General features: G+C 60.0%; 21 protein-coding genes. 11 read left to right on the forward strand and 10 right to left on the reverse strand.

Annotated features, from left to right (window positions below; all coding sequences use genetic code 11):
- The first annotated feature begins 12 nt into the window (after positions 1 to 12).
- The 6 genes from PMI01S_RS00310 to PMI01S_RS00335 all read left to right on the forward strand — a co-directional run bounded on the left by PMI01S_RS00310 (position 13) and on the right by PMI01S_RS00335 (position 6,974).
- The gene (locus PMI01S_RS00310) at positions 13 to 624 is read left to right on the forward strand and encodes a c-type cytochrome (RefSeq protein WP_084317516.1); all 612 of its coding nucleotides are present in this window, start codon (positions 13 to 15) and stop codon (positions 622 to 624) included.
- Positions 625 to 824: 200 nt separating this feature from the next.
- A complete protein-coding gene (locus PMI01S_RS00315) occupies positions 825 to 1,466 on the forward strand; it encodes a thiol:disulfide interchange protein DsbA/DsbL (protein ID WP_084317517.1) in 642 nt (213 codons plus the stop codon).
- 14 nt (positions 1,467 to 1,480) lie between these two features.
- A complete protein-coding gene (locus tag PMI01S_RS00320; protein ID WP_084317518.1) occupies positions 1,481 to 2,359 on the forward strand; it encodes an endonuclease/exonuclease/phosphatase family protein in 879 nt (292 codons plus the stop codon).
- On the forward strand, positions 2,356 to 4,401 hold the full coding sequence (locus PMI01S_RS00325; protein WP_084317519.1) for a GGDEF domain-containing protein: 2,046 nt from the start codon (positions 2,356 to 2,358) through the stop codon (positions 4,399 to 4,401). The genes PMI01S_RS00320 and PMI01S_RS00325 overlap by 4 nt, the downstream gene beginning before the upstream one ends.
- 103 nt (positions 4,402 to 4,504) lie before the next feature.
- The gene (locus PMI01S_RS00330; protein ID WP_084317520.1) at positions 4,505 to 5,284 is read left to right on the forward strand and encodes an N-acetylmuramoyl-L-alanine amidase; all 780 of its coding nucleotides are present in this window, start codon (positions 4,505 to 4,507) and stop codon (positions 5,282 to 5,284) included.
- Positions 5,285 to 5,360: 76 nt separating this feature from the next.
- Positions 5,361 to 6,974 (forward strand): EAL domain-containing protein, encoded by a 1,614-nt coding sequence (locus PMI01S_RS00335; protein ID WP_084317521.1) that lies wholly within the window; start codon positions 5,361 to 5,363, stop codon positions 6,972 to 6,974.
- Positions 6,975 to 6,981: 7 nt separating this feature from the next.
- Here PMI01S_RS00335 and PMI01S_RS00340 read toward each other — a convergent pair whose 3' ends face one another.
- Both PMI01S_RS00340 and algB read right to left on the reverse strand, forming a co-directional pair.
- Positions 6,982 to 8,772 carry an ATP-binding protein gene (locus PMI01S_RS00340; protein WP_084317522.1) on the reverse strand — a complete coding sequence of 597 codons (1,791 nt, stop codon included), beginning with the start codon at positions 8,770 to 8,772 and terminating at the stop codon, positions 6,982 to 6,984.
- Positions 8,773 to 8,782: 10 nt separating this feature from the next.
- Entirely contained in the window at positions 8,783 to 10,129 is a 1,347-nt protein-coding gene (gene algB, locus PMI01S_RS00345; RefSeq protein ID WP_084317523.1) for a sigma-54-dependent response regulator transcription factor AlgB, read from the reverse strand.
- A 436-nt stretch (positions 10,130 to 10,565) separates the two neighbouring features.
- Between algB and PMI01S_RS00350 the strand changes: the two genes are divergently transcribed.
- From PMI01S_RS00350 to PMI01S_RS00375, 5 genes are all read left to right on the forward strand, one after another.
- On the forward strand, positions 10,566 to 10,856 hold the full coding sequence (locus PMI01S_RS00350; protein ID WP_084317524.1) for a hypothetical protein: 291 nt from the start codon (positions 10,566 to 10,568) through the stop codon (positions 10,854 to 10,856).
- A gap of 81 nt (positions 10,857 to 10,937) precedes the next feature.
- Positions 10,938 to 11,102, forward strand: a complete 165-nt coding sequence (locus tag PMI01S_RS00355) for a DUF1328 domain-containing protein (protein ID WP_003177151.1) — start codon at positions 10,938 to 10,940, stop codon at positions 11,100 to 11,102.
- A 2-nt stretch (positions 11,103 to 11,104) separates the two neighbouring features.
- A complete protein-coding gene (locus PMI01S_RS00360; RefSeq protein WP_084317525.1) occupies positions 11,105 to 11,569 on the forward strand; it encodes an inhibitor of vertebrate lysozyme family protein in 465 nt (154 codons plus the stop codon).
- 715 nt (positions 11,570 to 12,284) lie between these two features.
- A complete protein-coding gene (gltP, locus tag PMI01S_RS00370) occupies positions 12,285 to 13,616 on the forward strand; it encodes a glutamate/aspartate:proton symporter GltP (RefSeq protein ID WP_084317807.1) in 1,332 nt (443 codons plus the stop codon).
- A 186-nt stretch (positions 13,617 to 13,802) separates the two neighbouring features.
- Positions 13,803 to 15,032, forward strand: coding sequence for a spore maturation protein (locus tag PMI01S_RS00375; RefSeq protein WP_084317526.1), 1,230 nt, complete (start codon positions 13,803 to 13,805; stop codon positions 15,030 to 15,032).
- A 119-nt stretch (positions 15,033 to 15,151) separates the two neighbouring features.
- Here PMI01S_RS00375 and PMI01S_RS00380 read toward each other — a convergent pair whose 3' ends face one another.
- The 8 genes from PMI01S_RS00380 to PMI01S_RS00415 form a co-directional block, all read right to left on the reverse strand.
- Entirely contained in the window at positions 15,152 to 15,775 is a 624-nt protein-coding gene (locus PMI01S_RS00380) for an ABC-type transport auxiliary lipoprotein family protein (RefSeq protein WP_084317527.1), read from the reverse strand.
- The gene (locus PMI01S_RS00385; RefSeq protein WP_084317528.1) at positions 15,772 to 16,710 is read right to left on the reverse strand and encodes an MlaD family protein; all 939 of its coding nucleotides are present in this window, start codon (positions 16,708 to 16,710) and stop codon (positions 15,772 to 15,774) included. Before PMI01S_RS00385 ends, PMI01S_RS00380 begins: the two co-directional genes overlap by 4 nt.
- A 1-nt stretch (position 16,711) precedes the next feature.
- Positions 16,712 to 17,515, reverse strand: a complete 804-nt coding sequence (locus PMI01S_RS00390) for an ABC transporter ATP-binding protein (protein ID WP_084317529.1) — start codon at positions 17,513 to 17,515, stop codon at positions 16,712 to 16,714.
- Complete coding sequence (locus PMI01S_RS00395) at positions 17,512 to 18,660, reverse strand: ABC transporter permease (RefSeq protein ID WP_084317530.1); 1,149 nt, start codon at positions 18,658 to 18,660, stop codon at positions 17,512 to 17,514. Before PMI01S_RS00395 ends, PMI01S_RS00390 begins: the two co-directional genes overlap by 4 nt.
- Positions 18,661 to 18,714: 54 nt before the next feature.
- Positions 18,715 to 19,743: a DUF5924 family protein gene (locus PMI01S_RS00400; RefSeq protein ID WP_084317531.1), complete on the reverse strand. Its 1,029-nt coding sequence runs from the start codon at positions 19,741 to 19,743 to the stop codon at positions 18,715 to 18,717.
- 206 nt (positions 19,744 to 19,949) lie between these two features.
- Positions 19,950 to 21,326, reverse strand: coding sequence for a M16 family metallopeptidase (locus PMI01S_RS00405; protein ID WP_084317532.1), 1,377 nt, complete (start codon positions 21,324 to 21,326; stop codon positions 19,950 to 19,952).
- Positions 21,327 to 21,520: 194 nt separating this feature from the next.
- Positions 21,521 to 23,179: a Na/Pi cotransporter family protein gene (locus PMI01S_RS00410; RefSeq protein ID WP_084317533.1), complete on the reverse strand. Its 1,659-nt coding sequence runs from the start codon at positions 23,177 to 23,179 to the stop codon at positions 21,521 to 21,523.
- 222 nt (positions 23,180 to 23,401) lie between these two features.
- Complete coding sequence (locus PMI01S_RS00415) at positions 23,402 to 24,169, reverse strand: TerC family protein (RefSeq protein ID WP_084317534.1); 768 nt, start codon at positions 24,167 to 24,169, stop codon at positions 23,402 to 23,404.
- Between the last annotated feature and the right edge of the window lie 17 nt (positions 24,170 to 24,186).

The following is a 24,186-nucleotide window of genomic DNA, read 5'->3' on the forward strand; positions in this document are numbered from 1 at the left end:
TTGGATTAGCTGATGAACAAATTGATCGTGAGTCTGCTGTTGACCGTGGGGATCTCCGGCATAGCCCATGCTGCAGGTGATGCAACTGCTGGTCAGGCGAAAGCCGCAGTATGTGGCGCCTGTCATGGCCCGGATGGCAACAGCATGGCGCCTAACTTTCCGAAACTGGCAGGTCAGGGCGAGCGTTATCTGAACAAGCAGCTGCACGACATCAAGTCCGGTAAACGTACGGTACTCGAAATGACCGGCCTGCTGACCAACCTGAGCGATCAGGACCTGGCCGATATCGCCGCCTACTTCGCCAGCCAGAAAGGCAGCGTTGGCGCCGCCGACCCCAAAGTCGTGGCTCGCGGTGAAGCACTGTTCCGTGGTGGCGACCTTGCCAAAGGCCTGCCAGCCTGCACCGGCTGCCACTCGCCAAACGGCGCAGGCAACGCGGCTGCCGGCTTCCCGCACCTGGGTGGCCAGCACGCTCAATACGTTGCCAAGCAACTGACCGACTTCCGCAAGGAAGAAGGCGGCCGTACCAACGACGGCGACACCAAAACCATGCAGACCATTGCCAAACGCCTGAGCGACGAAGATATCGCAGCGGTGTCCAGCTACATTCAGGGCCTGCACTAAGACTGGCGAATCGAGCGTCGAACGGGACGTACATCTCCTGCAACGTTAACGCTCTATTAATCCGTCGCAGCAAGTATAAAAAGGGTGGCTCAGGCCGCCCTTTTTTGTGCCTGCTGCCGTTACACTACAGAACTCAAGCCCGCCATGACCTGTCTGAAAACAGGTCGCGCGAGGCGACCCAAATTGTCCAGGAGTAAAGCATGCGTAATCTGATCATCAGCGCCGCACTCGTCGCTGCCAGCCTGTTCGGCATGACTGCCCAAGCCGCCGAAGCACCCGCCGCCCCTTATGTCGAACTGAGCAATCCGGTTCCGGTCGCTGTGCCTGGCAAGATCGAAGTCGTTGAGCTGTTCTGGTACGGCTGCCCGCATTGCTACGCTTTCGAGCCGGTGATCAATCCTTGGGTCGAGAAGCTGCCTTCCGACGTGAACTTCGTTCGTATTCCAGCCATGTTCGGCGGCCCATGGGACGCACACGGCCAAATGTTCCTGACCCTCGAAGCCATGGGCGTCGAGAGCAAGGTTCACGCTGCGGTGTTCAACGCGATTCAGAAAGAACACAAAAAGCTGACCGATAAAAACGATATGGCCGACTTCCTGGCGACTCAAGGCGTAGACAAGGACAAGTTCCTGGCGACCTTTGACTCCTTCGCCGTTAAAGGCCAGATCGTCAAAGCCAAAGAACTGGCCAAGAAATATGAAATCTCCGGCGTGCCAACCATGATCGTCAACGGCAAGTATCGCTTTGACGTGGGTTCTGCCGGTGGCGCCGAGCAAGCCCTGCAACTGGCCGACAAACTGGTCGACAAAGAGCGAGCGGCTAACAAGGCTGCTGCCAACTAAGCGCGGGGCCTGCCATGCGCCGCTGGGGTACTGAACGCATCGTTGGCCTGCATGATCCGCGGGTCAACGAACATCACCTGGAGTCGACGGGCCTGCCCGCAGACAGCCGTCTGCGCTTGCTCAGTTTCAATATCCAGGTCGGCATCAGTACCGAGCGGTATCGGCACTACCTGACCCGGGGCTGGCAACATTTGTTGCCGCATACCGGGCGTGCTGACAATCTGCAAAAGATCGGCAATCTGTTGGGCGACTTCGATTTGGTTGCCCTGCAGGAAGCCGATGGCGGCAGCCTGAGATCCGGCTACGTCAACCAAGTCGAACACCTGGCGCAACTCGGCGCCTTCCCCTACTGGTATCAACAACTCAATCGCAATCTCGGCCGTCTCGGCCAGCACAGCAATGGCGTGCTCAGCCGCCTGCGCCCGTGGGCGATTGAAGATCATCCGCTGCCGGGGCCCAAGGGTCGCGGGGCAATCCTGGTGCGTTTTGGTGAAGGCCCGGAAGCGCTGGTGGTGGTCATGATGCACCTGGCCCTGGGCGCCCGTGCCCGGAGCATGCAACTGGCTTACATCCGCGAGCTGATTGGCGGATACAAGCATCAAGTGCTGATGGGCGACATGAACACCCACGCCAGTGACCTGCTGCAAAATTCTCCGTTGCGCGACCTCGGCCTGCTGGCACCGCAACTGGAAGCGACCTTCCCCAGCTGGCGCCCGCAGCGCTGCCTGGACCACATTCTGCTGAGCCCGACCCTGACGCTGGAAAAGGTCGAAGTGCTGGCACAACCCATTTCCGATCACCTGCCGGTCGCGGTAGAGATTCGTCTGCCGGGTTCGCTCACGGCCGATGCATTGCCCGCGTTGAGTCCTGCCCCTCGCGGAACCCATGAATGAGCGACGAAACACAACGCTGGAAAGAGAAATACCTCAAAAGCATCGAACAACAGGAAAAGCTCGAGCGTCGCTGGGACGCCCGGCTCGACCTGCTGCGGCGCGGCCTGGTGCGCAGCACGCTGGCGGCCGAGGGCACCGACCGCGCAGTTGACCAATGCATGAAAGAAATGCGCGAAGTCATCCGCACCAATGACATGGACGCCGGTCTGGCGGCACTGCTTCCGCGCCTGGAAAAAGCGGTACTCGACTCTGAACAGCGTCGCGAAACCCGAGTCAATCAGACCAGCGCCGCACTGACCGCGCTGGTGGCGCAACTGCAGACATTGCCGCTACCCCGTGAAGTGAGCCGCCCACTCAAGAACTTTGCCAAAACACTGGACGGACGCGTCGGCCAGGCACGAGAGATCCCGTTGCTGCTCAGCGAGCTGAGCGGCCTGCAAGGTAAAGCCTTGAATCAGCTGGAGAACCCGGCGGAACCCGGTCGTCCGGGCTTGTTGCAGCGCTTGTTTGGTAATCGTGAAACGGAAGATGCGATACAGCAGGTGGCTCCCCCGGAGGCGCAAGCGCCCACCCCGCCGCCTGTCGAAGAGATTGCTGCGGCACCTCCCGAACTGCCGCGAGCGATCGTCGATCCCGCGCCAGTTGCCGACGAGCCACGCGTGACGCCGCCCTCCGATCATCCTGCCGAGCCCGATCCAGAGGTGATCGAAGCACCCGCTGAGACGACGCCAATCGCTGAAGTCGTGGCATTCGTGCCGCCAGTCCATGAGCCCCTGCGAACGCCGGAGGCTTCTGTCCAGCCGGAAAGTGAACAACCAGAGCCACCGACACCCGTCGCCTCCCCGGCCGCCATGTCTACGGTTGTCGAGACTCAACTGGCGACCAATCCAGACGAGTTGACCCCGACGGTAATTCTCGACAGTGCATTGGCCGCCATCGATCCGGAACAATCTGAACACGATATTCTCTACGCCCTGCCCGACTCGCCAGAACCGTCCTACAGCTCCGTCGCCAAGCACATCGAAGACACGCTTCTGGGTCTGCTGGACGACCTTTCGCTGCCCGAGCGCCATCGGCCACAAGCCGAAGCGATGCGCGATCGCCTGCAAAACGGCTTGAACTGGTACGAGTTGCTGCCGATTCTCGACGATCTGGCTACATTGATGCTGGCGATCAACGACAGCGGCCAGCATGAATTCGAAGTTTATCTGCAGCAACTCAACGAGCGCCTCGAGTCATTCCAAAGCAACCTGCAGGCCGCCAGCGAAGGTCATGCCGACAACCACTCTGCCGCACGCGAAATGGACTCGCAGATCCGCGAGCAGGTAGACGGCCTGCAGAGCAGCATGCAGGAGGCGGCGAACCTCGACGATCTCAAGCACGTCCTGGAGAACCACCTCGAAGGCCTGCTGGGGACCATGGATCAGCACCAGAAGCAGCGCGACGAGCGCGAGCAGGAAGTGGCGGCTCGCCTCAAAAGCCTGGCCGAACGCGTGGCGCACATGGAGCAGGAAGCCCAAGGCTATCGCGAGCACCTTGAAGAGCAGCGCCAGAAAGCCTTGGTCGACCCGCTGACCGGGCTGCCCAACCGGGCGGCCTGGAGCGAACGGCTCGATCACGAAATCAGCCAGTGGCAGCAACACGGCAACAACCTGTTGCTGGCCATGCTCGACCTCGATCATTTCAAACGCATCAACGACAACTATGGTCACCTGGCGGGCGACAAGGTGCTGAAAATCATCGCCAGCGTGTTGCGCAAACGCCTGCGCGGCACCGATTTCATCGCGCGGTTTGGCGGTGAAGAGTTTGTGCTGTTGATGCCGGGCACAGTGCCAGCTGCGGGGGCAAAACTGTTGGAAAACCTGCGCGCATCCATCGAAGCCTGCCCATTTCATTTCAAGGGGGAGCCAGTGACCATTACCGTTTCGATGGGGATGACGGCGTTCAAACCCGGAGAGCACAGCGATATGGTGCTCAAAAGAGCCGATCAGGCGTTGTACCGCGCCAAACATGCAGGCCGCAATCGGATGGAGTTCGGCTGAGAGCCAATTGTTCCATTTTGTTTAAATGGTCCCGCTAGCCGTCGTCACGCAAGGCATTACGTTACACTGTTGCATTACTGTCTTGCGTGTACTGTCCTTTGCCATGAAATATCTTGCTCTCTTCGTGTCGCTTCTATTGGCCGGCTGTGCCAGTGGCCCCCGGTTCGACACCAGCCATCCTTCAGCCAATCACGACAGCCGCATTCAGTTCGTGGTGGTTCATTACACCTCCGCATCGCTGGAACGCTCGCTGCAACTGCTGACCCACGGCGAGGTCAGCAGCCACTACCTGATCGGCGATGATAAAAACGCCACCATCTATAAGTTGATGGATGAAAACCTGCGGGCATGGCACGCCGGAGAAAGTGAATGGCAGGGTCGGACCTGGTTGAACTCAAGCTCCATCGGCATCGAAATCGTCAACCCAGGATTCAAGGCAACCCCGACCGGAGGGCGTTACTGGTACCCCTACAGCGAAGCCCAGGTCCAGTCGTTGATCGTGTTGCTCAAGGACATCAGCAAACGTTACGCCATCAGTCCGCGCAGTATCATCGGCCATAGCGACATCGCACCGCTGCGCAAGCTGGATCCGGGGCCCGCTTTCCCCTGGAAACGGTTGGCGGCCGAAGGTCTTGGCGTCTGGCCGAACGAACAGGCAGTGGCGCGCCAACAGGTGCAGTTCAACGCTGAACTGCCGAGCATCAGCTGGTTTCAGGGACAACTGGCTCGCCTGGGCTATGCCACGCCGCAAACCGGTGAGCTGGATGTTGCGACACGTCACGTGATTGCAGCTTTTCAGATGCATTTCCGGCCATCCCTCTTCGACGGTATGCCGGACGCGCAAACGGCCGCTCTTCTTCAAGTATTGAATCAGACAAAATAATGACGCCCGCCCGACGGTCCGGGCTTTTTCTCAATCAGCAGCTATAACTCATTGGTAATTCTTCGGATATTCCCACATGACCGCTGCTCGAGAGACGCTTCGTAGCTGGTTCTATCGCCCATGGTTTTTGGCGATGCTGGCTGCTGCCCTGAGCAGCGTATTGCTATTGGCGCTCAGCCTGTTCGTGGCAATGCATCAGATCGAGCAGAACGAAAGCCAGGAAATGAACGCGCAGGGTGAGCGATTTCTTGCGCGCCTGGAGCAGTTGTTCGGGCAGCTGCGCGAAGGACTCGATGATCTGGAGGCCCAACCGCTGCGAACCTGCGACAAAGACATGATCGCCACTTTGCAGCAGGTCACCTTCAATTACCGCTTCGTTTACGAGGCCGTCTATATGGATGCCTCGAAGATCTGCTCTAACCGTCCGCGCCAGGACGGAACGTCACTGGCACGACCACCGGACATCAAAGACCCCACTTACAGTTATTGGCTGAACACCACCACCGAACCGGATGAAAACCGGGCCGCGCTCATGCTCGGGCGTGGCAATTTCCGTGTCGCGACCTCTCGCGGACATTTGACCGACATGGTCGATCTGTCGCCGGGCAGCAGTCTTTTGGTGATACTCGACCACGGTACCCGCGCAATTCCGGTGCTGGGCTCCCCGCAAGCCTGGCCACCGACCAAGCCTTGGCCACCCAAAGGCAGTGATGTCTTGCAAGTCACCCCGACTCGCTTGATTTATCTGATGCCGACCAAAAGCCCTGAATACCAATTGGTGCTGATCACCCCGCGCACCGGCGTGAATGTACCCGCCGCCTGGTGGTGGCTGGTGCCGGCCAGCCTGGCGCTGGGAGTCGTCGTGGGCTTCATGGTGTTTCTGCTGGTGCGGCAGCGACAGTCACTGGACGCCGAATTGGCTGGCGCGATACGGCGAGGCGAGTTGCAGGTGTTGTACCAGCCCATCTTCGATCTCGACAGCCGCAACTGTGTCGGGGCTGAAGCCTTGCTGCGCTGGCGCCGCCCGGATGGCACCCTGACCAGTCCCGACCTGTTCATTCCCATGGCGGAGAACACGGGCCAGATCCGCCAGATGACCGACTTCGTCCTGCAGCGCCTGCTGGAGCAGCTTGGGCATTTGTTGCGGGCCAATCCGCAACTGTACATCTCGGTCAACCTGGCAGCCTGCGACGTCATGGTGCCGCGTATCGGTCAGGTGATGGCGCGCCTGTTGATCCTGCACCGTGTGGCGGCCAAACAGATTGCCTTTGAAGTGACCGAGCGCGGTCTGATCGATGTGGTGGTGGCCCGGGAAAACCTGCAAGCCTTGCGCGACGTCGGGCATCAGGTGTTGATCGATGACTTTGGCACTGGCTATTGCAGCCTCGCCTATCTGCAAACCCTGCCAGTGGATTGCCTGAAAATCGACAAGGCGTTTATCGATGCGCTGGGGCATGACGCCGCCAGCAGCGGTGTGGCGCCGCACATCATTCACATGGCCCAGGCGCTGCAACTCAAAGTGATTGCCGAGGGCATCGAACATGAAGCGCAAGCAGCGTTTCTGAGCAGTGAAGGGGTGAAATACGGTCAGGGCTGGTTATTCGCCCATGCGTTGAGCGCCGTTCAGTTCATCGAACTGATTACACGTGGCCGGCGATTGACCGGCCGACGCCTGGATGACGAAGCCTAATCGCACGTTAAACCGCCAGCGCCATGTAGAACTGAGTGCCCTGCCCCGGCCGCGAATAGACGCCCATTCGCCCACCGTGCAACTGCACGATCTCCTTGCACAACGCCAGGCCAAGCCCCGCGCCACCCTTCTTGCGCCCGACCTGTACAAAGGGTTCGAAGATCCGCCCCTGCTGGCCATAAGCGATACCTTCGCCATTGTCCTCAACGCTGATAATCACCCGTTCGCCGTGGCGTCGCGCCTGCAAGCGGATCTGGCCATCAGCGCCGGTATGACGCAACGCATTGTCGATGAGGTTATCGAGCACCCGGTCGAGTTGTGGCTGATCGGCCTGCAACCACGGCAATGGCCCCTGCACTTCGACCAGCAAATCGATGCCCTTCTCTTGCGCGGTATCGGCAAACCTCGAACGGGCCTGCTCCAGCAGCTCCTCGATGGAGCACGGCGCCAGGGAAAGTTTCTGCAAGCCGTTCTGGTAGCGCGAGAAATTCAGCAGGTCGTTGATCAACTGCATCAAGCGCTGCATTTCTTCATTCACGGTGTCGAGCAGGTCGGCCTCTCGCGAGTCCTCGGGGAAATGCGCGCGCTCGCGGAACAGGCCGAACGCCATGTGCATCCCGGTGACCGGCGTACGCAGCTCATGGGAGGCGCGCAATACAAATTCGCTGCGCACCCGTTCGAACGCCCGCTGCTCGGTGACGTCATGCAGCACCATCACCGCTCCCAGGATGTGGCCCTGGGTATGACTGACCGGCGTCAGGCTGTAAGTGAGCAAGCGCGATTCACCATCGACCTCGATACTCAGGTCTTCCGGTGCGCGCTCCAGCGTGCCCCCGCGCAGTACCAGTTGCAGCTGTTGATCCAGCTCGGGGCGTTCGAGCGCCGAGCCCAACCCTTGGCCGAGACGGTCGGTATCCCAACCCAACTGGCGCTGCGCCACCGGGTTGAGGTGTTCCAGATGACCATCGCGGTCGATCATCAACAGACCGTCGTCAATGCTGTCGAGTACCGCCTGCAGACGCTGCTGGCCCGCGAGCAACTCGTCGATATTGGTGGCCTGGTGCTGACGCAGCGCCTCGGCCATGATCCCGAAGCGCTTGGTCAGCTGATTCATTTCCACCGCCGAAGATATCGGCAGGGTCACCTCGAAGTTGCCCTGGCCGATGTGATCGGCGGCCTGAGCCAAGGCTTCGATCGGCTCACCGAAACGTCGAGCGATCGCATGGGCGGTTACGAAACCTATGATCAACACTGCCAGCCCCACCAACCCAAGCAGGCCGGCAATCAGCAGCGCCCGATCCCGGGCCTGGCGTTGCGTTTCATTGATGCTGTCCAGCGCGCGCTTGTGCTCGGTGATCAGACCGTTGCGCAGCACATTGAATTTTTCGGTAAGCGCTTCGTTGCCACTCAACACATGGGACGGATCACTCGACAGGGCCAGCGCCTGAAGAAAGCTCAGGTAATCGTTTTTGGCTTGCAAGAATCCGTACTTGCGCCCCTCGCTGCCCTGATCACGGGCGATGCCTTCATCCAACAGCTGAACATAATGCTGCTTGGACGCTTCGAATGCCGCCGGGTCGGGTTTGTCGCTCATCATCAGAATCAACTGGTCGCCCAAGGCCTGGCGCAATTTCAGGCCCAGATCCAGAGTGGCGAAGTCGTTGCGCACCAAGGCTTCCTGGGTTCCAGCCATCTGCATCACACTGATCAGCCCGAGCAACAGCCCAAGCAGCGCTACGGTGATCAGAGCGGAAATACTCAGAAAAAGCCGAGTACGCAACTTCATCGCCAGTTTCATCGGGCAGGACTCACAGGTTGTACTGCTTGCGTTTGCGGTACAGCGTCGAAGCGTCAATGCCGAGTGTCTTCGCGGCCTGGTCCAGTGTGTCGGCGGTGGCCAGCACCGCGCCGATGTGCGCCTTCTCCAGTTCGTCCAGACTCAGTGCAGCGCCAATGCGTGGCGCATTGTTTACCGGGGTCTCTGCCATCCCCAGGTGGCTGATTTCGACGCGCTCCTGTGGACAAATAATGCTCGCCCGCTCAACCACGTTACGCAACTCTCGAATGTTCCCCGGCCAGCGGTAGCTCAACAGCGCTTCACGGGCCTCGTCGCTGAAGCCTCGCGCCGGGCGCGCGTATTCCTTGACGAATCGAGCCAGGAAGCGGTCAGCCAGGTTCAGGATATCCTCCCGGCGTTCGCGCAACGGCGGCAGATGCAAGGTGATGACGTTCAAGCGATAGAGCAAATCTTCACGGAAACGGCCGTCGCGCACCATGTCTTCAAGATTGAGGTTGGTAGCGGCCAGGATGCGCACATCGGCACGGCGGGTCACGGGATCGCCGACCCGCTCGTATTCCTTGTCTTGAATGAAACGCAGCAACTTTGGTTGCAATGTCAGGGGAAAATCGCCGATCTCGTCAAGAAACAGCGTACCCCCATCCGCCTGATTCACTCGTCCAAGGGTACTTTCGCTCGCCCCCGTAAAAGCCCCACGGCTGTGGCCGAAGAGTTCGCTTTCCATCAATTCGGCCGTCAGCGAAGGGCAGTTGATGGTGACGCAGGATTTTTTCGCTCGCTTGCTCCAGCCGTGAATGGCCTGGGACAGTTCGCCTTTACCGGTGCCGGACTCACCGAGAATCAGAATGTTGGCATCGGTACTGGCCACTTGGCGGGCGGTTTCGAGCACCACTTTCATGGCCGGGCTGTGGGAGTCCAGGCCGTCCTTGGGTTTGCGCACTTCACCTTCCAGCGCCTCCAGCCGTGCCGACAGTTGCCGAACTTCGAGTTGCTTGGCGGTGGCCAGGCGCAATTGATCTGGGCTGCACGGCTTGACCAGATAATCAGCGGCGCCCGCCTGAATCGCATCGACGGCGGTGTCCACGGCCGAGTGAGCAGTGACGATGACAACGCGCATCCACGGCGCCTGAATACGCATCTGGGCCAGTACATCGAGGCCGTTGTCCTCGCCGAGGCGCAAATCGAGGAAGCACAGGTCAAACACCTGGCGTTGCAACAACGCATCAGCCTGCGCCGCACTGTTGGCGGTGGCGACGCTATAGCCTTCGTCTTCGAGGCAGTAACGGAACGTTCGCAGGATGGCGGACTCGTCGTCCACCAGCAGAATGCGGCCCTGATGCTCGGTGGCTGATTCCATTTTCCTACGCTCCTTAGTGAATGATCTTGGTTAGTCCGGGAAAAATCGGGCAAGTTGCATGGTTGATTCTGGTCGATTCCGACCACATCAGGGTAGCTATCTGCTCACCCTACGGCTAATCGCCTGATTTTGTTGTTTTTTTATCGGATCGCTGGTTTCAGGTGCGCTCCCGACTTCCTGTGAGACATCTACGCCCTTCCCGCAATTCAAAAATTCTGAAAGCGCCTGCAAATCAATCGTGCATTACGCACGACGTCAAATGGGTCATCGTGCAGGATGCGTCCTACGCGATTCCTACAACAAATATAACTTATTGATTTTGTTATGTTTTTTATTCAAAAAAAGCTGGCATGCAGGCTGCAATGATCTGACTGACAAGGGCATCAGAACCGTCGCCCTCAACAAGATCACCACACAGTGTGGGAGGAGCTTCAGGATGTGTCGCCAACGTGCCGCCCAATTGCGTATCTCGCCACTGCATATCCAGCAAGGCCTGTTTGCTGTCTTGGCGCTATTAATCACCTTGATCGGCGGCCAGCAGTTTCAACGCTGGGAGCAGAGTCAGGAGCAAGAAGCGCCACGCCTGTCGATTCCGCATCCGACCCAAACCCACTTCAGCGCCGTCAGCAGCAGCCATTCCGCCGACAGCGCCCCCATGCGAATGATGGACGTCGACCAGGCTCAGCCTGCGGATGAGATGCAACGTCAGGATCGCTGGGTGTTTTAAACACACGAACTTGGCGCATTCGATGCGCCGGGACACGCATCACAAGCATCACCTCTAAATAGAAGCGTAAGGAGAATCACCATGTTGAGCTGGGCAATCACATTCTTGATCATTGCCATCATCGCTGCAGTACTGGGCTTCGGTGGTATCGCGGGCACCGCCACGGGTATCGCCAAGATTCTCTTTGTCGTGTTCCTGGTGATGTTCATTGCTTCGTTCTTCTTTGGCCGTCGCGGTCGAGGTTGAAGATGAGCGTTTTACTGAAAACGATGGCAGCCGCCCTGCTTCTGGGCGGCAGCGCCATTGCGATGGCAGCCAATGATGGCCAGTCGCGGGTCAACGAGTTGTTGAGCGCAGACCCGCAGTTCCACGCCACCTGGCAAGGCGTCGTGAAGAAGGAAGAACGCCTGCCGGAGTGGGTGATGAACCTGTCCGGTGACGCCGAACAAATGAATGCCGTTGAAGAAGATGGCGACAAGTATCTGGTGGGGCCGCTCTGCGAATCGCAGGGTACATGCCTCAACAAACGCCTGATCGTGGCCGTCAGCTTCGACAAGAAGGATGCCTACGCCATGCTGGTCGAAGTGCCTGCAGGGTTGCCGGCCGACAAGTCGCCCACGCGGCATGCCGACTACCGCTTCCTCGGCAAGCCTGACCAGGGCATGCAGGACCTGTTGATGGAACAACTGAAGAAAGATCCGAACTGGTACTGAATTTGTCACATGAAAGAAGCAGCATTGCTTCTCTCTAATGCGCTACCCGAGGAAGGTAGACGCATGACCAAGGGGTCGGGACGTTCTGCCTGTTTCAGGGGCGGAGTGACCTACGGGTACAGGGAGTGCCTGCGCAAGGGCCGGGTCAGGTAAAAGCTGCGACGCAAGTTCGCCGTCCCCAGATGGCACGACGGACTTGCGGAGAGCTTATGCGCGCAATGCGTTGAACTGCAGCGATCCATTCGATTTCGTTCCTCACGCCCCATTCGTACGAATGATCACCGGAAAATACGCCTCCCGGTATTTCTTGCGTGACCGTACATCGAGAAAAAACCGCCTGATTTTGCAGTGATTTCTCGTCCCTTATGGTCGGTTTCTTCTGAAATACCCCTCCCGCGAAAATGAGCAAAAAACACCCACCCTGCCCGGAAATGGCCGGTTCACGGCACGTATGCCTGCCGAAATGTCACATTCGAACTGTTTGCGACGTCGGTTTCAGCAAAAAAACCTCATGCCGATTCGGCATAGGGTAGGCGTTTACGGCATTAGACGTCGCTTCCTTGCATCGGAATAGTTGCGCCTTTTTTCGCCTGCCAGAGAGCCATGAACAATCGCTCCGGGGCACCTTATACGGGGGCAGATGCTCAAGACTTTTTCGCCACAAGCGTTCCAGTTGCTGCATCTGCCCGAGTCAAACGCAAGTAAGGGTAAAGATATGAAGAAGGCAAAGCTCAGCCTCGCCTGGCAGATCCTCATCGGTCTGGTATTGGGGATTGCAATCGGTGCGCTGCTCAACCATTTCAGCGCCGAGAAGGCCTGGTGGATCAGCAACGTCCTGCAACCGGCAGGCGATATCTTTATCCGTCTGATCAAGATGATTGTGATCCCGATCGTGATCTCGTCACTGATCGTCGGTATTGCCGGCGTTGGTGATGCGAAAAAGCTCGGCAGCATCGGCCTGAAGACCATCATCTACTTCGAGATCGTGACCACGATCGCTATCGTTGTCGGCCTGGTGTTGGCCAATGTGTTCCACCCGGGCGCCGGCATCGACATGAGCACGCTGGGTACGGTGGACATTTCCAAGTACCAGGCCACGGCGGCCGAGGTTCAGCATGAACATGCGTTCATCGAAACCATCCTCAATCTGATCCCGTCGAACATCTTCGCCGCCATCGCTCGCGGTGAAATGCTGCCGATCATCTTCTTCTCGGTGCTGTTCGGTCTCGGTCTGTCGAGCCTCAAGCCCGAATTGCGCGACCCGCTGGTGACAATGTTCCAGGGCGTTTCGGAAAGCATGTTCAAGGTCACCCACATGATCATGAACTACGCCCCGATCGGCGTTTTCGCACTGATCGCGGTGACTGTGGCCAACTTCGGCTTCGCGTCCCTGCTGCCGCTGGCCAAACTGGTGATCCTGGTTTACTTCGCCATCGCCTTCTTCGCCTTCATGGTGCTGGGCCTGATTGCCCGCCTGTTCGGCTTCTCGGTGATCAAGCTGATGCGCATCTTCAAGGATGAGCTGGTGCTGGCGTACTCCACCGCCTCCTCCGAAACCGTGTTGCCGCGTGTGATCGAGAAGATGGAAGCCTACGGCGCGCCGAAAGCCATTTGCAGCTTCGTGGTGCCGACCGGTTACTCGTTCAACCTCGACGGTTCGACCCTGTACCAAAGCATCGCGGCGATCTTCATTGCCCAGCTGTACGGCATCGACCTGTCGATCAGCCAGCAGTTGCTGCTGGTGCTGACGCTGATGGTCACCTCCAAAGGTATCGCCGGTGTTCCGGGCGTGTCCTTCGTGGTGTTGCTGGCCACTTTGGGCAGTGTGGGGATTCCGCTGGAAGGCCTGGCGTTCATTGCCGGTGTCGACCGCATCATGGACATGGCGCGTACCGCACTGAACGTGATCGGCAATGCCTTGGCCGTACTGGTCATCTCCCGCTGGGAAGGCATGTACGACGACGCCAAGGGCCAGCGCTACTGGAACTCGCTGCCGCACTGGCGCAGCAAGGAAAAATTGCCGGCAGGCGAGATTTCCCGCAACTAAACCTGTAGGAGCCGGCTTGCTGGCGATCCGGACACCGCGGTTTATCAGACATACCGCGTTATCGTTCATCGCCAGCAAGCCGGCTCCTACAAGATGTGGCATTTATATGAACCCCGGAGAAATCCGGGGTTTGTCGTTTCTGGCTACCCCGCTATCATTCGCCACATTCTTCGGGGGATTCAACTGATGCTCAATGGCCTGTGGCTTGGCTTCTTCATCGTGGCGGCCGTATCGGCGCTGGCGCAATGGCTGATCGGTGGTAACGCCGGGATCTTCGCGGCGATGGTGGAAAGCATTTTCGCCATGGCCAAGTTGTCGGTCGAGGTCATGGTCCTGCTGTTCGGCACCCTGACCCTCTGGCTGGGTTTTCTGCGCATCGCCGAGAAGGCCGGGATCGTCGAATGGCTGGCCAAGGCGCTGGGCCCGTTGTTCCTGCGCCTGATGCCGGGAGTGCCCGCAGGTCACCCGGCCATCGGCCTGATCACCCTGAACTTCGCCGCCAACGGCCTGGGCCTGGACAACGCCGCCACACCGATCGGCCTCAAGGCCATGAAGGCGCTGCAAGAGCTCAACCCCAGCGACACCATTGCCAGCAACGCGCAGATCCTGTTTCTGGTACTCAACGCCTCCTCCCTGACCCTGCTGCCCGTGACGATCTTCATGTACCGCGCGCAGCAAGGCGCGCCGGACCCGACGCTGGTGTTCCTGCCGATCCTGCTCGCTACCAGTTGCTCGACACTGGTGGGATTGCTGTCGGTGGCGGTCATGCAGCGCCTGCGCCTGTGGGACCCGGTGGTGCTTGCCTACCTGATCCCCGGTGCCCTCGCCCTCGGCGGCTTCATGGCGTTGCTGGCGACACTCTCGGCGACTGCTCTGGCCGGCTTGTCCTCGATCCTCGGCAACGTGACGCTGTTCGGCCTGATCATGCTGTTCCTGGTGATCGGCGCGCTGCGCAAAGTGAAGGTTTATGAGGCGTTCGTCGAAGGCGCGAAAGAAGGCTTCGACGTGGCCAAAAATCTGCTGCCGTACCTGGTGGCGATGCTGTGCGCGGTGGGCGTGCTACGCGCGTCCGGAGCGCTGGATTTCGGCCTCGACGGGATTCGGCATCTGGTGGAGTGGGCCGGTTGGGACACGCGCTTCGTCGATGCGCTGCCGACGGCGATGGTCAAGCCGTTCTCCGGCAGCGCGGCCCGGGCAATGCTGATCGAAACCATGAAGACGTCCGGGGTAGACAGCTTCCCGGCGTTGGTGGCAGCGACGATTCAGGGCAGCACGGAAACGACGTTTTATGTATTGGCGGTGTATTTCGGCGCGGTGGGGATTCAGCGGGCGCGGCATGCGGTGGGGTGTGCGTTGCTGGCGGAATTGGCCGGGGTGCTCGGGGCCATTGGCGTTTGCTACTGGTTCTTCGGTTAAACACAAAACCTTGTGGGAGCGGGCTTGCTCGCGATGGCGGAGTGTCAGGCAACATCAATGCTGACTGATACACCGCTTTCGCGAGCAAGCCCACTCCCACATTTGATCTGTGCAGGGCTTCAAGGTCGCGGTGGCGGCGCGACTTTCTGTCCTTGCTCAACCGCCCAACTCACCACCTGCGCGGTCAACTGATCACTCGCCTGGCCAAACCCGACCACCACCGCTGGCACCTTCACATCGCTCAGCGGCTGACGCACTTCAAAGCGGCGACTGGCGAGAATCCGCTGGTCATAACCACGCACCAACAACGCATCGAGACGCACAACGACACTCGCCGCTGTGCCTTGGTATTCAGTCTGGAACGCCTGCAAGCTCCCGCCCAATTCCAGGTCCGCCTGGAAATTGCTGTCGTCGGTGCTCAGCAACGCAACCCGACCGTCACGCTGAAAACCATCCAGCAGACGATTACGCAACAGCACCGGCGCCGGGTCGCTCCAGCGTGAAGCCTTGTAGCTGCTGATCAGATCGCCTTGCGGAATCACGGCGATCTGCGGACTGTTCAACGCCTCGCTGGCCTGCGGCTTGGTCAGGCGCAGGGACCAGCGCTGCGGCGTGCCGTGGCTGGGAGAAACGCTCTGGGCCGAAGGCAACCGATACACATCGGACGGCTCGGACTTGGGAAGGATCGAGCAAGCGCTGGTCAACGCAACAGCGCCGAGGAGGGCAATGTGACGCAGCTTCATGGCGTGAACTCCTTGTTCTTGTCATTGCCCAGCAGGTAACCGCTGGGGTTGGCTTCCAGGCGTTGGGAAATCGCCCGCAACGACGTCAGGGTGTCGCGCAACTCGCGCACTGCCGGGGCCAAGCCGTTAAGACCTTGCATGCCGCTGTTGAGGGAATCCTGATTGTTGGTGAGCAACTTGTTGATCGTCGCGCTGCTTTGTTCCAGCGACTTCATGGCCTGCTCGGCACTGCCGAACATCTGTTTGCCCTGATCGTTGAGCATGCCGTTGGCGTTGCGCATCAGCGCCGACGTCTGCTCCAGCATCGCGCCGGCCTGCTTGCCGACCGACGCCAGTTGCTGCATCGCCTGACGGATGTCGCCGCGCTGATCGGCGATGGTGCCGGTGGTTTGTTCCAAGTGTTCGAGGGTCTTGCTGATGCGCTCGACGTTCTCCGCGGAAAACATCTGATTGGCGTTGTGCATCAAGACGTTCACACCGGCCATCAAATCGTTGCTGTCGTTGAGCAGCCGGGCGATGGGCGAGGGCGATGCGATGATGGTCGGCAAATTACCGTCCTTGCCCCTGAGCGTCGGGCTTTGCGGCGTGCCACCGCTGAGCTGGATGATCGACGTACCGGTGATCCCGGTCAGAGCCAGTTTGGCCTGGGTGTCTTCCTTGATCGGCGTATCACCGCCCAGGCGAATCCGCGCCAGTACGCGGCGCGGGTCTTTCGGGTCCAGGCGCAACGTCACCACGTCGCCGACCTTGATCCCGCTGTACTGCACCGCGCTGCCTTTGGACAAACCGCTGACCGCCTCGTTGAAGACGATTTCGTAATCCTTGAACTCGGTATCGACGCTGGACTTGGCCAGCCACAAGCCGAAGAGCAGGGCGCCTGCCACCACAATCACGGTGAACAGGCCGATCAATACATGATGGGCTCGGGTTTCCATGTCAGACCTCATTCAACTGTTGAGCGGCCGTCAGCGCCGCGCGGCCGCGAGGGCCATGGAAGTATTCGTGAATCCATGGGTCGTCGGTTTCCGAGACCTTGTCGATGGCGTCCGCCACCAGCACTTTCTTCTGCGCCAGCACCGCCACGCGGTCGGTGATGGTGTAGAGCGTGTCAAGGTCATGGGTGACCAGAAACACACTCAAACCCAACGCGTCGCGCAGGGTCAGGATCAACTGATCGAAAGCCGCCGCGCCAATCGGGTCGAGGCCGGCGGTGGGTTCGTCGAGGAACAGGATGTCCGGGTCCAGCGCCAGCGCGCGGGCCAGTGCCGCGCGCTTGATCATGCCGCCGGACAGCGAAGCGGGGTACTTGTCCGCCGCCGACAGCGGCAACCCGGCCAGCGCCAGTTTGACCGCCGCCAGGTGTTCGGCATCGTCGCGGCTCAGGCCAGCGTGTTCGATCAGGGGCAGGGCGACGTTTTCGGTCACGGTCAGCGAAGAGAACAGGGCGCCTTTCTGGAACAGCACGCCGAAGCGTCGTTCGACCATCGAGCGCTCGTGTTCGGGCAGCGTCGGGAGGTTCTTGCCAAAGACCTTCACCACCCCTTCGCTGGGCTGGCGCAAGCCGACAATACTGCGCAGCAGCACCGATTTGCCGCTGCCGGAACCGCCGACCACGGCCAGGATTTCGCCCTTGTACAGATCCAGGTCGAGGTTCTCATGCACGCTCTGGCGGCCAAAACGATTGCACAGCCCACGGACTTCGATCACCGCCTCGGAGGGCGCTCGGGGTAGACGACTCACCAGCCCATCTCCATGAAAAACAGTGCGGCCACGGCGTCGAGCACGATCACCACGAAAATCGACTGCACCACACTCGACGTGGTGTGCGCCCCCACAGACTCGGCGCTGCCGCTGACCTTGAAGCCTTCAAGGCAACCAATGGCGGCGATGAGAAATGCAAAGATCGGCGCTTTGACGATCCCCACCAGAAAGTGTTGAACGCCGATGTCGGTTTGCAGCAGCGAGAGGAACATCGCCGGCGAAATATCCAGCGCCACGGCACAGACCACGCCACCGCCGACAATCCCCGAGAGCATCGCCAGAAAGGTCAGCATCGGCAGCGCCACCAGCAGCGCCAGCACACGCGGCACGACGAGCAACTCCATCGGGTCGAGGCCCAGGGTGCGAATGGCATCGATCTCTTCGTTGGCCTTCATCGAGCCGATCTGCGCGGTGAAGGCACTTGCGGTGCGGCCGGCCATCAGGATAGCGGTGAGCAGCACACCGAATTCGCGCAGGAAGGAGAACGCGACCAGGTCCACGGTGAAAATGCTCGCACCGAAACTCTGCAACACCGTCGCCCCGAGAAACGCCACCACGGCCCCCACCAGAAACGTCAGCAGGGCAACGATGGGCGCGGCGTCGAGGCCGGTCTGTTCGATGTGCGCGACCATTGGCGTGATGCGCCAGCGTTTGGGGCGCAACAGGTTGCGGGCGATGGTTTCCAGGATCAGGCCGACGAATCCCAGCAGTTGCAGGGTGTCCTGCCAGACGGCATCCACCGCGCGGCCAATGCGGGTGAGCAGTTGAATGCCGACGCCGATTTCCGGTTCCTTGATCGGCACGCAGAAGTCGGTCATTGAGCAATAAACGGTTTGCAACAAGGCACGATCGGCGACGGACAACGTGCAATCGGGATGTTCGGCGGATTTTCCCAGGCGCTCCGAACCGAGCAATTCCACCAACAGCGAGGCACCGGCGGTGTCGAGCGCGCCGAGGCTGTTGAGGTCAATGTGGGTGCTGTCGTCGTATTGGCCACGAAGCTTTTCGCTCAGTGCCTTGAGATCGGCGTAATGGGCAAGCGTCCAGTCACCCATGACCCGCAATTGCGCAGGGGTGTGCGAGGTGTCCATCAAGGCACTGCCGGGCGTTGTGCTGCTGGTCATAAGCTCCGTGCTTGTTCGGCTGTTACGCAGAGCTACGTAATAGCACGAACCGCATTACTTTTCTTTGATCGGTGTGCTGTCCGTGATCTTGAAGCGCAACACACCGATCAACTGGCCGTCCTCGGTCAGCACCCGAACCTGCCACTTGCCCGCCGGGTTACCGGGGAAGTTCTGCTTGTGGGTCCAGGCGCGATAGCCTTCCTTGCGCCCGCCGTGGATATCCAGTGCGATGCGGTCGACTTCTTTTCCGTTGAACTGCCAGACATGGTAAATCCGCTCATCGAGACCGCGCGGCGCGTTGATCGCCGTGTAGGCGTACAGGCCGTCGCCTCGGATCTGTTCGGCGCTGACTTCTTCCAGACTCTTGCCGGGCGTGCGGTCCTGCATTTGCGTGCTGATCGCTACATCGGTCATCCACAGCGTGGCCGGCGGCACCCACGAGCGCAGCACCCAACCCACGCCGCCGATGCCGACGGTGATGCTCAGAATAGCCAGCGCGTTGCGCACCGTCCGGATCGGGAAGATCGACGCCAGGCTCGGGAACGACAGGACGACGGCCGTGCCCAGAGCCAGCTTGAAACTCTGGGACGTGGTCAGGTGCAGGATGACGGGCAGGGCGGTCAGCAGCGCAGCGAACAGCGTCAGCGTGTGCAGCGCCAGGAACGCCCAGCGCCGGGGCGCCAGCCATTTGTAGTAGAGCGGGTCGGTGATGGAAATAAGCGCGGCGATGCCCAGCAGCCCGGTGAAAAACAGCTGGCCGCTGTTCCAGGTCGTGGTGATGAAAAAGAACGGCAGGACGAAAAACAGACTTTCCTGGTGAATCATCTGCGTGGCGTAGCGCAGCAGCGGCTGGGGGATCTCGCGCTTGAAGATTCGGGTGAAGAGCTTGGTGAGGCTGTTTTCCAGCATCAACCAGATCCAGCTGAGCACCATGATGATGGTGATCCAGGTCGCCAGGCCTTGCTGACGGTCCACCAGCATGAAACTGCCGACCCCGGAGATGAAACCGCCGAGCGCAATGACCCCCGGATAGCGCTTCATCAATTCGAGGATGCGCTGTACGAACAAGGTCAGGGTAGGCATTCGGCGATTCACAATAGTCGTGGGAAAAATCCCCGACAGGTTACCGCCCGTGGGGCGGTGTGGCGAGGGTCAAATCAGCTTCGCGAGGGCACGCCGGCCTGTAGGAGCCGGCTTGCTGGCGATGCACTTCAAGGCACCGCGTTAACCCAGGAAACACGCGTTATCGTTAACGACCTTCACCAGCACGCCGGCTCCCAGACGGGTAATTATTGTTTGCGATGGATCCGCCAGGCCAACAATCCGAGCACCATCAAGGCAAACACCCCGACAACCACCCACATCACCTGGTCATAACTCATCAACGGCTTCTCGATCCGCAGATAGCCCGGTTGCAACAGCAATTCGCGCATGGCCTTGTTGGCCTCTGCCAGCGTCACGCCCTGCAGTTCCCTGGCCGGGTCAGCGAAACGGCCTTCCTCGTAGTCGCCCAGCGCGCTCCAGTAGTAATCGGCCAGCGCGCTGTTGCCTTGCACGGCCCAGGCCTGACGGGCAATGGCGGCCTGCTTGAGACGGTTGAAGGTGTCGGCGTCGAGGCCGTCCTTGAGCAACCCTGCCTTCAACTCTTCCAGTACTTGCTCGGCCTGGGGCACATCGTCGCGCTCGACATCGGCGTTGAGGCTCATGAAACCCACTCCGCCAAACACCTCGCGCTCGGCCGAGGGGCCGTAGGACAAACTGTGCGCCAGGCGCAACTGGCGATAGAGCGCCCAGTCCAGATAGTCCTTGAGCAGGTCGAAGGTTTCGTCGTGCTGGTCTTCCAGCACCGGCTCCGGCACCAGCCAGTGCAACTTCGCTCCACCGCCGACAAAGCCGTGACTCAACGTGCGCTCATGGGCCGCGCTGGCCTGGATTTGCGGCAGTGGCGGGTGATCGGTCGGGGCAACCGCCTCGAGTGCGCCCCATGCCCGTTCCAGATAAGCCGGCAGCAAGCGGTCGAGGTCGCCGACCATGATCAGTGTCATGTTGTTCGGCGCGTACCAGGCCTTGCGTGCCGTCTCCAGTTGTTCACGGGTCAGGTGATCGACCTCGGCCCGCTCCGGGCACTTGAGCCCCAGCTCCACGGCCAATTGATTGCTCGCCGTGTGGCCCAGATCCTGACGATCCAGCCAGCGTTGCAAGTGTGAGTAATGGCCACCGTCCTCGCGCTCGACCACCTGTTTGGCGGCGTTGATCGCGTTGTCGTCGATTCGGGTCTGGGTCAGCAGCGCCAGCAGCAGGTCGAGGACCTTGCGCTGGTTTTTCGCCGGGGCCTCGATGACAAACGTGGTATCGGCATTGCTGGTGTAGGCGTTCCACTCACCGCCGAGCGCTTGCATGCGTTCTTCCAGACCGCCTTCGCCGGTGGCGTCGATGCCGCTGAACAGCAGGTGTTCGAGCAGATGCGGCAGCTCCTTTTCGGCGCAGCTGAAATCATCGATACCGACGCCGACCACCAGCCGAATTGCCACATGCCCGCGTTCGGTGCCGGGTTTGAGCAGCATTTGCAGGCCATTGGGCAGCGTATAGCCCTCGACCTGAAAGCGATCCAGGGCAAACGAAGGGAGAGATGCAAGCAACAGACAGGCGAACAACAGACAACGCATAGCACGCTTCCAGGCAATCAATCGGAGATCCGTGTCGTCAGTCTGGCCGTCTTCGCGAGCAAGCCCGCTCCCACAGGTGATCGAGTCAGACTCAATTTCTGAGTACACCTAATATCCACTGTGGGAACGGGCTTGCTCGCGAAGACAGCCTGAAGGCTGAATACATGTTACTGACTGACCACACTGCCAGACGTTCAAGGCGAATGTGTGATGTCAGCCAAATCGTCGACGGCCAACGCGCCAGTGTCCGATGTTTCCAACACCACATATGCACTGCTGCAGAACAACGAATTCAGGCGCTTCATGTCAGCGATCAGCTCCAGGTGCAGCGAACTGGTCTCGATACTCTGCACGATCTTACGTTGCAACCGGCTGACATGCGCATGGGCCAGGCGGCGTTCCTGTGCGCGAAAGCGACGCTTCTCACGCAGCAACTGGCGGGCACTTTCCTTGTCGGCGCTGAGGAACACCGACAATCCCAGGCGCAAATTGGAGATCAGCTGACTGTGCAGCCCCGCCAATTCGTCCAGTCCGACCTCGGAAAAAGACCGGCGCTGCGAGGTTTTCTGTTGCTGCACTTTGCGCAGCATGCGCTCGATCAGGTCGCTGGCCAGTTTGAGGTTGATCGCCAGTTCGATGATTTCCGCCCAGCGCCGGCTGTCGTGCTCGCTCAGGTCCTCGCGGGGCATCTGCGCCAGATAGAGCTTGATCGAGCTGTAGAGCGATTCCACATCATCGGTCAGACGGCGCATTTCCTGGGTGACGGCGGTTTGCTTGCCGCGCAGCACGTCGAGCATGGCCTCGAGCATGTTGTCGATCAGATCGCCGATACGCAGGGTTTCCCGGGCGGCGTTGGCCAGCGCCAGGCTGGGGGTCACCAGCGCCGTCGGGTCAAGGTGCCGCGGTTTGGCGGTGCCATTGATTTCCGGCCGCTCTGGCAGCAGCCAGGCACAAAGCCTGGCCATCAGCCCGACGCTTGGCAGCAGGATCAGGCAGCGTACCGTGTTGTAGAGCAGGTGGAAGCCGATGACCATTTCCTGGGGGCTGAAATCCAGACTGTCGATCCAGTGCACGAGCGGGTCGAGCACTGGAATGATCAGCAACAGGCCGATCAGCTTGTACAGCAGGCTCCCGAGCGCCACCTGGCGGCCCGCGGCGTTCTGCATGCTGGTGCTCATGAACGCCAGAATGCCGCTGCCGATGTTGGCGCCGATCACCAGGCCGATGGCCACGGGCAAGCTGATCACGCTGGCGCCGGCCAGGGTTGCGGTCAGCAGGACGGCGGCCAGGCTGGAGTAGGAAATCATCGCGAACAGAGCGCCGACCAGAGCGTCGAGCAGGATGTCGCCGGTCAGCGAGGCGAAAATCACTTTGACCCCTTGGGCGTGGGTGATCGGCGCAGCCGCTTCAACAATCAGTTGCAGCGCCAGGATGATCAGCCCCAGGCCGATACTGACGCGGCCCATCTGCCCGAGCCGCGTCTGTTTGCGCGACAGGAAGAAAATCACTCCGAGGAAAATCAGCAGCGGCGACAGCCATGACAGATCGAAGGTCAGGACCCGCGCCATCAATGCCGTCCCCACGTCGGCGCCGAGCATCGTCGCCAGCGCCGGCATCAGCGCCATCAGGCCCTGACCGACAAAGGACGTGACGAGCATGGCCGTGGCGTTGCTGCTCTGGACCATGGCGGTCACGACAATGCCGGCGATGAACGCCAGCCAGCGCTTGGACATGTTCTGGCCAATCACGTGGCGCAAGTTAGAGCCGTAGACCCGCAGGATGCCGGTTCGGACGATGTGCGTGCCCCAGATCAACAAGGCCACGGCCGATAACAAATTGAGCAGGGTGAGCATACGGGCCCCCTGTGGTGGTAGCGCCCCAAAGGAGCAAGTTGACGGTGCCGCGCGACTTTCTACGTTGTGTACTTAAGCTGTAGTTGGCTAACGGTCTGGGCGCCAGCATCGCATAGCTAAAGAGGCGATTGAAACAAAACTGTCATGAAAACAACTTGATGCAGATGTGAAAAAGGGGCCCGAAGGCCCCCGATTCATGTAGAAGCGAGCGTGTGCAAAGTGTTACTGCCCAGGAATATCCTTGCGCAGTTTCACCGGATCCTGCTGTTTCTTCTTTCTCGCGATCGCGGTGCGCATCTTGATGTTGATCGCTTCCACCGCCAGCGAGAACGCCATGGCGAAGTAGACGTAGCCTTTTGGCACGTGCACGTCGAAGGATTCGGCAATCAGCACGGTACCCACGATCAGCAGGAACGACAGCGCCAGCATCTTCAGCGACGGGTGCTTGTCGATGAACGAGCTGATGGTGCCGGAAGCCAGCATCATCACCAGTACCGCAACGACGATCGCCGCGACCATGACCGGTACGTGGGACACCATGCCGACTGCGGTGATCACCGAGTCCAGCGAGAATACGATGTCGATGATCGCGATCTGGATGATGGTGTAAAGGAAGTTGCCACCCTTGCCACCCGGCTCCTCATTGGTTTCGTCTTCACCTTCCAGCGCGTGGTACATCTCTTGCGAGCTCTTCCACAGCAGGAACAGACCACCGAAGAACAGGATCAGGTCTCGCCCGGAAATACCCTGGCCGAACACTTCGAACAGGTCTGCGGTGAGGCGCATGACCCAGGTGATCGACAGCAGCAACAGGATCCGCGTGATCATGGCCAGCGCCAGGCCGAAGATTCGGGTGCGCGCCTGCATGTGTTTGGGCATGCGGCTGACCAGGATCGAAATCATGATGATGTTATCGATACCCAGGACGATTTCCAGGGCGGTCAGGGTAAAGAAGGCAACCCAGATTTCAGGGTTGGTCAGCCATTCCATGTGTATTCCTTTGAGCG

The organism is Pseudomonas migulae NBRC 103157 (genome assembly GCF_002091715.1).
In the GTDB taxonomy this organism is placed as follows: Bacteria; Pseudomonadota; Gammaproteobacteria; order Pseudomonadales; family Pseudomonadaceae; genus Aquipseudomonas; species Aquipseudomonas migulae_A.